General features: G+C 64.6%; 12 protein-coding genes. 2 read left to right on the forward strand and 10 right to left on the reverse strand.

Annotated features, from left to right (window positions below):
* Positions 1–111 precede the first annotated feature (111 nt).
* Together ACUXVH_RS07530 and ACUXVH_RS07535 are read right to left on the reverse strand one after the other, a co-directional pair.
* Positions 112–3,168 (reverse strand): efflux RND transporter permease subunit, encoded by a 3,057-nt coding sequence (locus ACUXVH_RS07530; RefSeq protein WP_011059506.1) that lies wholly within the window; start codon positions 3,166–3,168, stop codon positions 112–114.
* 6 nt (positions 3,169–3,174) lie between these two features.
* Positions 3,175–4,263, reverse strand: a complete 1,089-nt coding sequence (locus ACUXVH_RS07535) for an efflux RND transporter periplasmic adaptor subunit (RefSeq protein ID WP_011059505.1) — start codon at positions 4,261–4,263, stop codon at positions 3,175–3,177.
* A 94-nt stretch (positions 4,264–4,357) separates the two neighbouring features.
* Here ACUXVH_RS07535 and ACUXVH_RS07540 point away from each other — a divergent pair, with 94 nt between their 5' ends.
* The gene (locus ACUXVH_RS07540; protein ID WP_011059504.1) at positions 4,358–4,993 is read left to right on the forward strand and encodes a TetR/AcrR family transcriptional regulator; all 636 of its coding nucleotides are present in this window, start codon (positions 4,358–4,360) and stop codon (positions 4,991–4,993) included.
* A 98-nt stretch (positions 4,994–5,091) separates the two neighbouring features.
* On the opposite strand, the gene ACUXVH_RS07545 is transcribed toward ACUXVH_RS07540, so the two are convergent.
* Positions 5,092–5,874: a class I SAM-dependent methyltransferase gene (locus ACUXVH_RS07545; RefSeq protein WP_011059503.1), complete on the reverse strand. Its 783-nt coding sequence runs from the start codon at positions 5,872–5,874 to the stop codon at positions 5,092–5,094.
* 94 nt (positions 5,875–5,968) lie between these two features.
* Here ACUXVH_RS07545 and ACUXVH_RS07550 point away from each other — a divergent pair, with 94 nt between their 5' ends.
* The gene (locus ACUXVH_RS07550) at positions 5,969–6,586 is read left to right on the forward strand and encodes a hypothetical protein (protein ID WP_015634318.1); all 618 of its coding nucleotides are present in this window, start codon (positions 5,969–5,971) and stop codon (positions 6,584–6,586) included.
* An 8-nt stretch (positions 6,587–6,594) separates the two neighbouring features.
* Here the strand turns inward: ACUXVH_RS07550 and ACUXVH_RS07555 are convergent, their stop codons facing one another.
* From ACUXVH_RS07555 to ppc, 7 genes are all read right to left on the reverse strand, one after another.
* Positions 6,595–7,293, reverse strand: coding sequence for an extensin-like domain-containing protein (locus ACUXVH_RS07555; protein WP_011059501.1), 699 nt, complete (start codon positions 7,291–7,293; stop codon positions 6,595–6,597).
* Positions 7,294–7,306: 13 nt separating this feature from the next.
* The gene (locus ACUXVH_RS07560; protein ID WP_065364557.1) at positions 7,307–8,137 is read right to left on the reverse strand and encodes an isocitrate lyase/PEP mutase family protein; all 831 of its coding nucleotides are present in this window, start codon (positions 8,135–8,137) and stop codon (positions 7,307–7,309) included.
* 33 nt (positions 8,138–8,170) lie between these two features.
* Complete coding sequence (locus ACUXVH_RS07565) at positions 8,171–9,031, reverse strand: DUF72 domain-containing protein (RefSeq protein ID WP_026020060.1); 861 nt, start codon at positions 9,029–9,031, stop codon at positions 8,171–8,173.
* Positions 9,028–9,330, reverse strand: a complete 303-nt coding sequence (locus ACUXVH_RS07570; protein WP_015634315.1) for a hypothetical protein — start codon at positions 9,328–9,330, stop codon at positions 9,028–9,030. The genes ACUXVH_RS07565 and ACUXVH_RS07570 overlap by 4 nt, the downstream gene beginning before the upstream one ends.
* A 186-nt stretch (positions 9,331–9,516) precedes the next feature.
* Entirely contained in the window at positions 9,517–10,191 is a 675-nt protein-coding gene (gene tsaB / locus ACUXVH_RS07575; protein WP_019093910.1) for a tRNA (adenosine(37)-N6)-threonylcarbamoyltransferase complex dimerization subunit type 1 TsaB, read from the reverse strand.
* 90 nt (positions 10,192–10,281) lie between these two features.
* Positions 10,282–10,929 (reverse strand): adenylate kinase, encoded by a 648-nt coding sequence (gene adk / locus ACUXVH_RS07580; RefSeq protein ID WP_015634313.1) that lies wholly within the window; start codon positions 10,927–10,929, stop codon positions 10,282–10,284.
* A 289-nt stretch (positions 10,930–11,218) separates the two neighbouring features.
* Positions 11,219–13,849, reverse strand: coding sequence for a phosphoenolpyruvate carboxylase (gene ppc / locus ACUXVH_RS07585; protein ID WP_011059495.1), 2,631 nt, complete (start codon positions 13,847–13,849; stop codon positions 11,219–11,221).
* Positions 13,850–13,867 lie beyond the last annotated feature (18 nt).

Consider the following 13,867-nt stretch of genomic DNA (forward strand, 5'->3'; position numbering starts at 1 on the left):
ACCTGTAGGAGCCAGCTTGCCGGCGAAGATGTCGCCAGGACAAGCGCCTGCCCCAAGGGCCTCTTCGCCGGCAAGCCGGCTCCTACAGGATGTATTCCCGCATACCGGTTCCTAGGTTTTCTTGACCCTGAACCAGGCCGCATACAGCGCCGGCAGGAACAACAGGGTCAGCGCCGTCGCCACGATCAGCCCACCCATGATGGCCACTGCCATCGGCCCGAAGAACACACTGCGCGACAGCGGGATCATCGCCAGCACTGCCGCCAGGGCGGTCAGCACGATGGGCCGGAAACGCCGCACCGTGGCTTCGATGATCGCATCCCAGGGCTTGTGCCCCGCCTTGATGTCCTGCTCGATCTGGTCCACCAGGATCACCGAGTTGCGCATGATCATCCCCGACAGGGCAATGGTGCCGAGCATGGCCACGAAGCCGAAGGGCTGGCGGAACACCAGCAGGAACAAGGTGACCCCGATCAATCCCAGGGGCGCCGTGAGGAACACCATGGCCGTGCGCGAGAAACTGCGCAGCTGGATCATCAGCAAGGTCAGCACCACCACGATGAACAGCGGCACGCCGGCCTTCACCGAGTTCTGGCCCCGGGTCGAGTCCTCGACCGTGCCACCCACTTCCAGCAGGTAGCCATCGGGCAGCTCGGCGCGAACCGGCTCCAGGGTCGGCAGGATCTGCTGCACCAGGGTCGCCGGCTGCTCCTTGCCGTAGATGTCGGCGCGCACGGTGACGTTGGGCAGGCGGTTGCGGTGCCAGATCACCCCTTCTTCGAAGCCGTACTCCAGTGTTGCCACCTGGGACAGGGACACGCTCTGGCCATTCTCGGTAGGCACCGCCAAGCTCGGCAGCAACGACAGCTCGGTGCGTTCCTCGCGGGTGCCCCGCAGCAGGATCTCGATCAGCTCGTTGTCTTCCCGGTACTGGCTGACGGTGGAACCGATCAGCGAACTCTGGAGGAATTTCGACAGGTTGGCGGTGCTCACTCCCAAGGCCCGGGCCCGGTCCTGGTCGATGTTCAGGTAGACCACCTTGCTGGGCTCTTCCCAGTCCAGGTGCACGTTGACCACATGGGGGTTCTCTCGCACCTTGGCCGCTACCTTGCGCGCCAGGGCGCGGACTTCCTCGATGTGCTCGCCGGTGACCCGGAACTGCACCGGGTAGCCCACGGGCGGCCCGTTCTCCAGGCGCGTGACCCGCGAGCGCAGCGCCGGGAACTGCTCGTTGAGGGTTTCGATCAACCAGCCGCGCAGCTCTTCACGTTCCTCGATGCTCTTGGCCAGCACCACGAACTGGGCAAAGCTGGTGGCCGGCAGTTGCTGGTCCAGCGGCAGGTAGAACCGCGGCGAACCGGTGCCCACGTAGGCCACGTAGTTGTCGATGCCCGCATGCTCCTTGAGCAGGGCTTCCAGGCGCTTGACCTCATCGGCGGTGTTGCTCAGGGACGCGCCTTCCGCCAGCTTCAGGTCGACCATCAGTTCCAGGCGACCCGAGGCCGGGAAGAACTGCTGGGGAACGAAACGGAACAGCATCACCGAGCCGACGAACAGCAGGATGGTCAGGACGATCACCGTCTTGCGCCGCTCCACGCACCAGCCCACTACCCGCCGGACCCGCTGGTAGAAAGGTGTACCGTGGGGATTGGATTCGGCGCCGTGCTTGGCGGCATGGATCTTCGCCAGATCCGGCAGCAGTTTTTCCCCCAGGTACGGCACGAACACCACGGCTGCAATCCACGAGGCCACCAGGGCAATGGTCACCACCTGGAAGATCGAACGGGTGTATTCGCCCGTGCCGGACTGGGCCGTGGCGATCGGCAGGAAGCCCGCCGCAGTGATCAGGGTGCCGGTGAGCATGGGAAAGGCGGTACTGGTCCAGGCGAAGCTGGCGGCCTTGATCCGGTCGAAGCCCTGCTCCATCTTGATCGCCATCATCTCTACCGCAATGATCGCGTCGTCCACCAGCAAGCCCAGGGCCAGCACCAGCGCCCCCAGGGAAATCTTGTGCAGGCCGATCCCCAGGTAGTACATGGTGGCGAAGGTCATCGCCAGCACCAGGGGAATCGCCAGGGCCACCACCATCCCGGTCCGCACTCCCAGGGAGAAGAAACTCACCAGCAGCACGATGATCAGGGCCTCGGCCAGCACCCGGACGAACTCGCCCACCCCAGTCTTCACCGCCGCCGGCTGGTCGGACACCTTGCGCAGTTCCATCCCCGCCGGCAGGCTTTTCTGCAGGCGCGAGAACTCGCCTTCCAGGGCCTTGCCCAGCACCAGGATGTCACCCCCCTCCTTCATCGCCACTGCCAGGCCGATGGCGTCTTCACCCATGAAGCGCATGCGCGGCGCGGGCGGATCGTTGAAACCACGACGCACGTCCGCCACATCACCGATGCGAAAGGTACGACCGGCGACGCGGATCGGGAAATTGCGGATCTGCTCAACGGTCTGGAAATTGCCCGACACCCGTAGTTGCACCCGCTCGCTCGGGGTCTCGAAGAACCCAGCGGTGGACACTGCGTTCTGTTCTTCCAGGGCCTGTTGCACCGCCGCCAGGGGCAGGCCCAGGGTCGCCAGCTTGACGTTGGACAGCTCGATCCAGATTTTCTCGTCCTGCAGGCCCAGCAGGTCGACCTTGCCCACGTCCTTGACCCGTTGCAGCTGGATCTGGATGCGGTCGGCGTAGTCCTTGAGTACCGCGTAGTCGAAGCCCTGCCCGGTCAACGCATAGATATTGCCGAAGGTGGTGCCGAACTCATCGTTGAAGAACGGCCCCTGGATACCGGGCGGCAGGGTCTGCCGGATATCGCTGATCTTCTTGCGTACCTGGTACCACAGCTCGGGAACCTCGTTGGAGTGCATCGAGTCCCGGGCGATGAAGGTGACCTGGGACTCCCCCGGCCGCGAGAAGGACACGATGCGGTCGTACTCGCCAGTCTCCATCAGCTTCTTTTCAATGCGCTCGGTGACCTGGCGCGAGACTTCCTGGGCCGTGGCCCCGGGCCAGTTGGTGCGGATCACCATGGCCTTGAAGGTGAAAGGCGGATCCTCGCTCTGCCCCAGCTTGGTGTAGGACAGCGCACCGACAATGGCCAGCAGCAGCATCAGGAACAGAACGATCTGGCGATTGCGCAACGCCCAGGCGGAAAGGTTGAAACCCATCGGGGATTACTCCTTGGCCGCCAGATTGACCACGCGGTTGGAGCGATCCACCGGGCGCACCTGCAAGCCCTCATGGAGCACATGCACCCCCGCGGCCACCACCCAATCGCTGGCGCTCAGCCCTTCCAGCACCGGCACGCTCTTCTCGCCGAAGGCGCCGACCCGCACCGGGGTCTTGTGCAGGGTATTGTTGGCATCCACCCGCCAGACATAAGTCGCCCCGCCTTCCGCGGACAACGCCGACAGCGGCACCGACAGCGGCACCGCATCGCCGCTCTGGATGAACACCCGGGCACTCTGGCCCAGCTCGGCGGGAACCTTGCCGGCAGTGAAGGCAATACGCGCGGCGAAGGTCCGGGACTTGGGATCGGCAGCAGGCGACAGCTCGCGGATGCGCCCGTCGAAACGCTGGCCCGGCTGGGTCCAGAGCTCCACCGATACCGGTTGGCCGACCTTGAAGCGGCCGTAGTTCTGCTCGGGGAAGCTGATCAGCACCTCACGCTCGCCATCGGTGGCCAGGGTGAAGACCGTCTGCCCGGCCGCCACCACCTGCCCCACTTCCACCGCACGCTTGGCCACCACGCCGTCCTGCGGCGCGCGCAGCACCGCGTAGCCGGCCTGGTTGTTGGCCACATCGAACTCGGCCTTGATCTGCTTCAGGCGCGCTTCGCCGGAACGGTAGAGGTTCTCGGCGTTGTCGTATTGGGAATGGCTGACCATCTGCCGCTCCAGCAGGGTCTTGTAGCGATCACGCTCGGCGCGCACCAGGTTGAGGTTGGCGCTGGCTGCAGTGACCTGGGCCCGGGTGGCTTCAAGTTGCAGGCGCACGTCCTGCGGGTCGAGCTCCGCCAGGGGCTGGTTGGCCTTGACCCGCTCGCCCTCCTCCACCAGCCGTCGGCTGACCTTGCCGCCGATACGGAATGCCAGGTCCGGCTCATAGCGGGCGCGCACCTCGCCCGGGTAGCTGTCCGAAGCTCTTGCCGAAGGCTCTGGCTGGACCACCATGGCCGGCCGGATGCCAATTTGAACGGGCTCTTCGTGCCCACAAGCAGACAGAAAAAAAGCCAGGCTGACTGGCAAGGCATAGCGGAACATGGCGGCGACCTTTCGCTAATGGTGCTTGGAATATTTATACTGGCCGGTATGTTATTAATAGCAAACTCACCAGTCCAGTATTAACAGCGAAAAAATGTCCGACAATATTTCCGCAAACGTTGGGCCAGGCAGGCCCAAGGATCTGGCCAAGCGCCAGGCCATTCTCGAAGCAGCCAAAGTCCTGTTCTTGAGCAATGGCTACGCCAGTACCAGCATGGATGCGGTCGCCGCTGAGGCCGGGGTTTCAAAGCTCACGGTCTACAGCCATTTCAATGACAAGGAGACCTTGTTCACCGCCGCTGTGGTGGCCAAGTGCGAAGAACAGCTGCCCACGCTGATCTACGAACTGACCCCCGAAACGCCGGTGGAGAATGTCCTGCTGAACATCGCCCGGGGCTTTCACCATCTGATCAACAGCGACGAGTCGGTGAACCTGCACCGCCTGATCATGACGCTGGGCAGTCAGGACCCCAAGCTCTCGCAGATCTTCATCGAGGCCGGTCCCGAACGGGTGCTGCAGGGCATGGAGCGGCTGCTGGCGAAGATCAATCAGCTGGGCACCCTGCGCATCGACAAGCCGCGCAACGCCGCCGAGCACTTTTTCTGCATGCTCAAGGGCGGGGCGAATTTCCGCCTGCTCTACGGCTGCGGCGAACCCTTGAGGGGCGCCGCCGCAGAGGAGCATGTGCAGGAAGTGGTGGCGCTGTTCATCCGCGCCTACCGGCCGTAGAAACCGGCAGGTGCAAGCGCTGGCTGATGTAGGAGCGGGCTTGCCAGCGAAGCGGACTGAAGACCGCCTTCGCCGGCAAGCTGGCTGCTACAGGGGGCTCAGGCCTTGAGGGCCTTCTTCGGGTAGATGTCGTAGCGGCTGGATTTGCCCTCCAGCCCATGGCTGGGCTTGGGCCCTTCGATGCACGGCGCCTTGCGCGGACGCTTGACCACCACCCGGTGGCTGGCCAGGGCCAGGGCCGCGGCGAGCAGGGCCGGGGCGTCGTTGTCATCGCCCACCAGTGGCCGGAACAAGCGCATTTCCTTCTTCACCAGGGCACTTTTCTCCCGATGGGGAAACATCGGGTCGAGGTAGATCACCTGGGGCGGTTCACCCTGCCAGTTGCGCATCAGCTCGATGGAATTGCCCTTGAGCAGGTGCATGCGGGCCACGATAGGCCCTACCTCGGCGTCCTGCGCAGCGCGGGCCAGGCCGTCTTCCAATAGCGCACCAATCAATGGCTGGCGCTCGATCAGGCTCATCTCGCAACCCAGGGTCGCCAGCACGAAGCCGTCCTTGCCCAGACCGGCCGTGGCATCCAGCACCCGTGGCCGCACGCCCTGGGCCACGCCCACCGCCTTGGCGATCATCTGCCCGCTGCCGCCGCCGTACAGCCGCCGATGGGCCGCACCGCCCTCGACGAAATCCACCCGTACCGGCCCGGGCGCGTCCGGCCCCAATTGCTGCAACTGCAGGCCCTGCTCCCCCACTTGCAAGGCGAACTCGGCCTCATCGACCTGCAGCGCCAGCCCCAGGCGCTCGGCCCATTGCTCGGCCGCCGGGGCGAATCCGGCGCCCAGGGCCTCGACTTTGATGCGGCAGGCTGCGGGTTGCTCATTCATCTGAAAACACACTCAAAAAATTAATGATCGGCAAAAACTGCCGATAACAGGACTATCGGCCATTTTGCCAGAGCTCAAGCGTCGACCGAGAGCAATGTCAGACATTCAACGCACATCGATAGGTTATATCTCGCCCCACGGCGACTATGGCCTGCGCAACTCCCAGGCACTGAGCGGCGTCAGCCATCTGTGGCAGGACTTCTTTGCCCAGGCCCTGGCCGAGCAACGGGGTGAAGGTGCGAGCGTTGAATCGGTACCGGCGGTGGCCATCGATGGCCCGGTTGAACCGGCTGGCGGCAGCGATGTGCTGGCGCAGATCGTCAACCAGCGTCATTGCGACGTGCAAGACACCGAGGTCCGCCCGCCGGAGCCGCTGTTCCTGCCTATCGCCGAGTTTGAAATGGACCTGCTGGATAAACCCGCCCCGCCCTTCCCGCCAGAAGAGATCGTGGCCCAGCAGCGCCAGCAGGATTTCGAAAGTGGCTGGGTACGCCCGATCGTGCTCAACGCCGGCCAGCCGATTCCTGCTCCAGGCCCTGCGCCGGAGCCCCGCCCACTGCACCTGCCGATCGCCGAATTCGAACTGGACCTGCTGGACAAACCCGCCGAGCCGTTCCCGCCTCAGGAACTCATCGAGCAACAGCGGGCGATGGACTTCGATATCGGCTGGGCCCGCCCACTGATCCTGCAGAACCTGCGCATCGCCGCCTGAGCCCAGCCTCAGCGACACACCCACCAAGGCCCTACATCCAGATGAAAGTGGTTGCGATGGGCATTGTTGTAGTCCGGCCCCAGCACCACGTTGAACGCATCACAGGCGCCATCCCGGGCCAGGCGCAGAAACCGGCCTTCATTGCTGTCCTTGGGCCAATCCCGGAGCACGCTGATGCTGCGCCCATCCCCCAGGCGAAAGCCGGCGATGTCCAGGGCATTGGCACTGGCATGCTGGCTGCGGGCACCGCTCTCGCGGCTGTACATGTTGCGGCAGGCGAAACTGCCCAGGTGATCGACTCGCGCCACCCGCTGGCCGTACACCGCCTGCGCGGCCGACTGCAGGCCGTGGCGCTCATACAGGGCAAAGGCCACCGCCAGCGGGCAACTGGCAAGAAAGCTGCTGCTCAGGGCCACGTCGCCACCCTGTACACGCAGGGTATTGCTCAATGGGCAAGCGACGTCCCTGCGGCTGTCGAGCTGGCGGCTGGTACGCAAACCCGAGCCCGCCAGCACCTGGTCGCACAGTTGCGGGTCATCCCGCAGCCGCGCCAGCTTGAAACGGGTCAACAGGTTGGGCTTGGCCCGCACGTCCAGCGGCGCCCAGGGATTCCAACTGTCCGCGACGGGCAACCAGCCCAGGCGAACACCGATCAACAACAGGGCGCCCAGCAACAACAAGGCGCCCAGGACTTTCACTACCCGCACAGACACTCCCGTTTCACGGCTGCTTGAACATTTGATTGATCTGCCCGAACGGCATCGCCCGGTCGGCAAAATCGAAACGCCCGTGGCTATGGATATCTTGCGCAGCCCGGTAGAAGGCTCCGTAAGCGGCCCGCGCCAGGGCCGAACCGACACTGATGCGCTTGACGCCCAGCTCCGACAATTGCGCCACGCTGAGGTTGAGGCCTCCCGACATCAGCACGTTCACCGGCTTGGGCGCCACCGCCCGCACCACCTGCTGGATATCCTCGGCACTGCCCAGGGCCGGGGCATAGAGCACATCGGCACCGGCCTCGGCAAAGGCCTGCAAGCGGCGAATGGTGTCTGCCAGATCATCACGCCCGTGCAGCAGGTTTTCCGCCCGGGCGGTCAGGGTAAAGGGAAAGGGCAGACTGCGAACGGCCGCCACGCAGGCCTCGATGCGTTCCACCGCCAGCTGGAAATCGTAGATCGGCTGCTCGGCATGGCCCGTGGCGTCCTCGATCGAAGCACCGACCACACCGCTGGCCGCCGCAAGAAGCAGCGCCTGGGCACAGCCTTCGGGGCTGTCGGAAAACCCGTTTTCCAGGTCCGCCGCCACCGGCAGGCTGCTGGCGCCGACGATGCTGCGCACGTTGTCCAGCGTGTCCTCCAGGCTGAGTGCACCTTCGGCATCCGGGCGCCCCAGGGAAAAGGCATAGCCGGCGCTGGTGGTGGCCAGGGCCTCGAAGCCGAGGCTGGCGAGCATCTTCGCCGAACCGGCATCCCAGGGGTTGGGAATGACGAAGGCTCCGGCGCGTTCATGCAGGGCCCTGAAGGCAGTGGCTCGAAGGGTTTGCGCGTCCATTGGCTCGCTCCTGAAGAAGGCCGTGAAGGCGCTTCAGAGCAAGCCGAGTTGCTCCGCAGCGGGCTCTCTGTATAACTCAGGCAATGCGGGCAAGCCAGGCAAACGTTGCATCAGCCGGGCGTGAAAACGCCGCGCCAGTTCGGCCGCCAGACGGTTGTCCGAAGTGTGCAGGAACACGTAGGGCGTACGCCCCTCTTCGATCCAGCCGGCGACCTTGTCGATCCAGGGCTCAAGGAAAGGATCGTTGGCCTCAAGCTCCGGATGACCGATGAAGCGCACCTGGGGAAACTGGGTGAAGGCTGCGGGGCGCGGTGGCACCTTGGGCTTTTTCGACTGCGCATGCAGCACCGCAGGAGCGGTCGACGTGCAACTGAACAGGGCCCGCGGGTCGAGGCAGATGCGTTCCACGCCACGCTCGCGCAGCAGCCGGTTGAGCATGCGCTCGGCATCGCCCTTGGTGAAGAACTCCGGATGTCGCACTTCCACCGCCAGCGGCCGCTCCAGGCCATCGATGAACCCGGCCAGTTCCGCCAGACGCTGGGGCGCAAAGCTGGCCGGCAACTGCAGCCACAGCGGCGACACCCGCTCACCCAGGGGGCTGAGCAGCTGGATAAAGGACTCAGCGGCGCTCAACTGCTCGCGCAGGTCGCCGCCGTGACTGATGTCACCGGGGAACTTGGCGGTAAAGCGAAAGTGCTCGGGCATGATCTCGGCCCAGCGCTGCACGGTTCCGGGCGCCGGCCGTGCATAGAAGGTGGTATTGCCTTCGACGGCGTTGAAGACCTGGCAATACAGGCCGAGGAAATCATTGGGCCGGGCGTCTTCCGGGTACAGGTACTCACGCCAGGCGTTTTCGCTCCAGGAAGGACAACCGAGGAAATAAGGCAGCATCAGATATGCAGGTCGAGACCCACCACTTCCATATCCCAATCGACAAAGCCGGCGGTGGTCAGGTAGCTGGCCAGGGCGTTGGCCACGCTCTTTTTCATCGCCCGCTGGAAGATCATGTCCTGGGGGCGGGCGGGAAGATTGCCGGTGCGTGGGGAAGAAGCCTGGGAACGGCTCTGGGCCGAAGGCTCGGGCTGCACTTCAATGGCGTCGGCATCGTCCAGGGACTCGTCTACCAGCGCACGGCCTTTGCGAGGCTTGCGCTTGATGGGGTAGGACTGAGAGGAGATGCCGTCTATACGCATACAGAAAAGCCCGGGGTCGATGATGGCAATTTAGCGGCACCGCTTCGACTTAGCAAATGCCCAAGTGATAACTAGAACACAGAAAAGCCAAAAGGTTTAAAACCGGGCAGGTTCAGGCTGAAAAAACGGACGATTGGCGGGCGTATGCAGGAGTTATCCACATAACCGCGCACATTTGTTCTGGGTTCAACGGGCCTTGGGAGTAGCGACCTTGTCCCGCAGATAGACAGGTTGGGCCTGGTCGGCAACGATCGCCTCGCCGCGCTCCCAGGCAAATTGCGCCAGGGTCAGCAGGTCGACCGCATGCGGCAGCATGCCGGCGTCCTGGCCGCTGAGTTCGACGGCAATGCGCTCGCCATACCCCCAACCGGTGCCCGCACCGAACCAGTCGCCGCTGGAGCCTTCGGGCAGGGCCGCGACTTCCGGCGGCAATACCGCTTCCGCGCCCACCAGGCGCATCTCGCCGGCAACTTCCTGGTAGCAGCCCCAATAGACTTCATCCATGCGCGCATCGATGGCCGAAGCCACCTGGGTCGCGCCATGCTCGCGCAGAGCCCGCTGGGCCAGCACCGCCAGGTTGGATACCGGCAGCACCGGGCGCTCCAGGGCAAAGGCCAGGCCCTGCACCACGCCGATGGCGATGCGCACCCCGGTGAAGGCGCCCGGGCCACGGCCAAAGGCAATGGCCTCGACCTGTTGCAAGGTCACCCCGGCATTGGCCAGCAGCTCCTGGATCATCGGCAACAGCTTCTGCGCATGCAGGCGCGGGATCACCTCGTAATGGCTCGTGACCTTGCCGTCATGCAGCAAAGCAACGGAGCAAGCTTCAGTCGCGGTGTCCAGGGCCAGCAAGGTGCTCATTCGGGGTTCCATAGGCATTGAAAAAAGTGACGCATTATAAACAGCAACGGCCCGCAAGCGGGCCGTTCAACGATCAAACGCTCAGGCAACTCAGCTCAGGGCTTCGAGTACCTTGCCGGTGATCACTTCCACCGAACCGACGCCAGGGATATGGCTGTACTTAGGCTTGCCCTGGGTGGCAGCCAGTTGCTGGTAGAACTCCACCAGCGGCTTGGTCTGCGAGTGGTAGACCGACAGGCGATGACGCACGGTTTCCTCGGTGTCGTCCTTGCGCTGCACCAGGTCTTCACCGGTGATGTCATCCTTGCCGGCGATCTTCGGCGGGTTGTAGACGGTGTGGTAGACCCGGCCCGAAGCTTCGTGCACACGGCGACCGGCGATGCGCTGGACGATCTCTTCGTCGTCGACGGCGATTTCCACCACGTTGTCCAGCTCGACTCCGGCCTTCACCAGCGCTTCGGCCTGGGGAATGGTGCGCGGGAAGCCGTCGAACAGGAAGCCATTGGCGCAGTCGGCCTGGCTGATGCGTTCCTTGACCAGGTTGATGATCAGGTCATCGGACACCAGGCCACCGCTGTCCATCACGCTCTTGGCCTTCAGGCCCAGCTCGGTGCCGGCCTTGACCGCAGCACGCAGCATGTCACCGGTGGAGATCTGTGGAATACCGAACTTTTCGGTGATGAACTTTGCCTGAGTACCTTTACCGGCCCCGGGAGCTCCCAGCAGAATTACGCGCATCGATGTGCTCCTCAATTTTTTATTTAGAAACGCTCGGATTCGCCTCGTGGGGCCAATCTCAAAAATGGGGGTGTGGCCGCCCAAACGGCCAAAGGCTGATCAAGATACACAGCCGACACAGCGCACACAAGCAGTCGAAAGTCGGAGGAACCCGGCCCTTTTGTGCCCCATTGGCCGGGTAGAACAAGTCGCAACCCGACAACAAAGTGTCGCCAGATGAACCAGAACGACACCTCGCAATTGCCTTGATCGGGGCTGCCGCGCAGCTGGCCGGCAGCCCTCTCGCACCTCAGCCGGTATTGCGCAAGCCAGCGGCGATACCGGCCACGGAGACCAGCAACGCCTGTTCCACGGGGCTTCCTTGCGGCGCCTGCTGCTTGCGCGAGCGCGCCAGCAGCTCGGCCTGCAACAGATGCAGCGGGTCGAGGTAGGTGTTGCGCAGGCGGATGAACTCCAGGGTATCGGGGCTGTGCGCCAGCAGTTGCGACTGCCCGGTCAGGCCCAGGACCACCGCGCAAGCCTGCGACAATAGGTCGCGTAAATGCTCGCCCAACGGCAACAGTTCGGCCTCCACCAGGCGCTCGTCATAGGAGCGGGCAATATCCGCATCGGCCTTGGCCAGCACCATCTCCAGCATGTCGATGCGGGTGCGGAAAAACGGCCATTGCTCACGCATCTGCCCCAGCAGGTCACCCTCGCCACGGGCCAGGGCCTTGCTCAAGGCCGCTTCCCAGCCGAGCCAGGCGGGCAACATCAGGCGGGTCTGGGTCCAGCCGAAGATCCAGGGGATCGCCCGCAGGCTCTCGATGCCCCCGGCACGGCGCTTGGCCGGGCGGCTGCCCAGCGGCAGGCGGCCCAGCTCCTGTTCCGGAGTGGACTGGCGGAAGTACTCGACGAACTGCGGATTGTCCCGCACCACCTCGCGGTAGGCCCGGACGCCATCGCTGGCCAGCTCGTCCATCAGGTGACGCCAGGCCGGCTGCGGTGGAGGCGGCGGCAACAGGGTCGCCTCCAGTACCGCGGCCAGATAGAGATTGAGGTTCTGCTCGGCGATGTCCGGCAGGCCGAATTTGAAGCGGATCATTTCCCCTTGCTCGGTGGTGCGGAAACGCCCCGCCACCGAGCCCGGCGGCTGCGACAGAATGGCCGCGTGGGCCGGGCCGCCGCCACGCCCCACGGTGCCACCGCGGCCGTGGAACAGCAGCAGTTCCACCTGTTGCTCGCGGCAGATGTCCACCAGCCGCTCCTGGGCCCGGTACTGGGCCCAGGCAGCAGCCGTGGTGCCGGCATCCTTGGCCGAGTCGGAGTAGCCGATCATCACTTCCTGCGGCCCTTGCAGGCGCGAACGATAGCCCGGCATGTGCAGCAGTTTTTCCATCACCGGGCCGGCGTTGTCCAGGTCCGCCAGGGTCTCGAACAGAGGCACCACGCGCATCGGCCGCAGCACACCGGATTCCTTGAGCAGCAACTGCACTGCCAGCACATCGGAGGCCGCGCCGGCCATGGAAATCACATAGGAACCCAGGGACGCCGCTGGCGCACCAGCAATTTCGCGGCAGGTGGCGAGCACTTCGGCGGTGTCCGCCGAGGGCTTGAAATAGCCTGGCAACAACGGCCGACGGCTGCTCAGTTCGCGCATCAGGAAGGTGATGCGATCCTCCTCGCTCCAGTCCTCGTAACGCCCCAGGCCCAGGTAATCGGTGATTTCGGTCATGGCCGAGGTATGCCGGCTGGAATCCTGGCGTACATCCAGGCGCACCAGGAACAGACCGAAGGTCACTGCCCGGCGCAGACAGTCGAGCAGCGGCCCGTCGGCAATCACTCCCATGCCGCACTCGTGCAACGACTGGTAGCACAGCTGCAGCGGCTCCAGCAGGTCACGGTTGTTGTGCAACACCTCGGCGCCCGCCGGCACCGCCGCGCTGAGCGCCGCGTGGGCCCAGTTGCGGGTGGCCCGCAGGCGTTCGCGCAATTGCTTGAGCAGCGCCCGATAAGGCTCGGCGCTATCTCCGGCCCTGGCCAGGAGCGCCGGGCTGGCCTGCTGCATGGACAGCTCGGCCGCCAGGTGGTCGATGTCCCGCAGGTACAGGTCGGCGGCCATCCAGCGCGCCAGCAGCAGCACTTCGCGGGTTACCGCAGCGGTGACATTGGGGTTGCCATCACGGTCGCCGCCCATCCACGACGCAAAGCGGATCGGCGCCGACTCCAGCGGCAGGTGCAGCCCGGTGGCCTCGAACAAGGCCTTGTCGGCCTTGCGCAGGTAATTGGGGATCGCCTGCCACAGCGAATGCTCGATCACCGCAAAGCCCCACTTGGCTTCATCCACCGGAGTGGGTCGGGTCCGACGGATTTCCTCGGTGTGCCAGGCCTCGGCGATCAAGCGTTGCAGGCGCTCCTGGATCTGCCCGCGCTCGGCGCTGGTGAGGTCACGGTGGTCCTGGGCCGCCAGTTGCCCGGCAATCGCATCGTATTTCTGGATCAGGGTGCGGCGCGCCACTTCGGTGGGGTGAGCGGTCAGCACCAGCTCGATTTCCAGGCGCCCCAGTTGCCGGGCCAGAGCATCGGCGCTGTGCCCTTCGGCGCGCAGGCGAGCCAGCAGCTCCGGCAGCACCCGAGCCTCGAAGGGTGCAGGCTGCGACTCGTCGCGGCGGTGGATCAACTGATACTGCTCGGCGATGTTCGCCAGGTTGAGGAACTGGTTGAAGGCCCTGGCCACCGGCAGCAGTTCGTCCTCGCTCAACTGGTCGAGGCTGGCGCTCAGCTCGGCCCCCGGCGAGCCCCGGCGATCGGCCTTGGCGCCTTTGCGAATCTGCTCGATCTTGTCGAGGAAAGCCTCCCCGTACTGGTCGCGAATGGTATTGCCCAGCAGTTCCCCCAAGAGGTGAACGTCTTCGCGCAAGCGCGCATCAATATCGGTCATCGAGGTGTTCTCCAGCGG

It is taken from the genome of Pseudomonas sp. 8(2025) (assembly GCF_052665325.1).

What these genes read in the sequence shown, in the direction of transcription:
- ACUXVH_RS07530 (WP_011059506.1), bottom strand. Translation starts at nt 3,168, where the DNA reads ATGGGTTTCAACCTTTCCGCCTGGGCGTTGCGCAATCGCCAGATCGTT.
- ACUXVH_RS07535 (WP_011059505.1), bottom strand. Translation starts at nt 4,263, where the DNA reads ATGTTCCGCTATGCCTTGCCAGTCAGCCTGGCTTTTTTTCTGTCTGCT.
- ACUXVH_RS07540 (WP_011059504.1), top strand. Translation starts at nt 4,358, where the DNA reads ATGTCCGACAATATTTCCGCAAACGTTGGGCCAGGCAGGCCCAAGGAT.
- ACUXVH_RS07545 (WP_011059503.1), bottom strand. Translation starts at nt 5,874, where the DNA reads ATGAATGAGCAACCCGCAGCCTGCCGCATCAAAGTCGAGGCCCTGGGC.
- ACUXVH_RS07550 (WP_015634318.1), top strand. Translation starts at nt 5,969, where the DNA reads ATGTCAGACATTCAACGCACATCGATAGGTTATATCTCGCCCCACGGC.
- ACUXVH_RS07560 (WP_065364557.1), bottom strand. Translation starts at nt 8,137, where the DNA reads ATGGACGCGCAAACCCTTCGAGCCACTGCCTTCAGGGCCCTGCATGAA.
- ACUXVH_RS07570 (WP_015634315.1), bottom strand. Translation starts at nt 9,330, where the DNA reads ATGCGTATAGACGGCATCTCCTCTCAGTCCTACCCCATCAAGCGCAAG.
- tsaB (WP_019093910.1), bottom strand. Translation starts at nt 10,191, where the DNA reads ATGAGCACCTTGCTGGCCCTGGACACCGCGACTGAAGCTTGCTCCGTT.
- adk (WP_015634313.1), bottom strand. Translation starts at nt 10,929, where the DNA reads ATGCGCGTAATTCTGCTGGGAGCTCCCGGGGCCGGTAAAGGTACTCAG.
- ppc (WP_011059495.1), bottom strand. Translation starts at nt 13,849, where the DNA reads ATGACCGATATTGATGCGCGCTTGCGCGAAGACGTTCACCTCTTGGGG.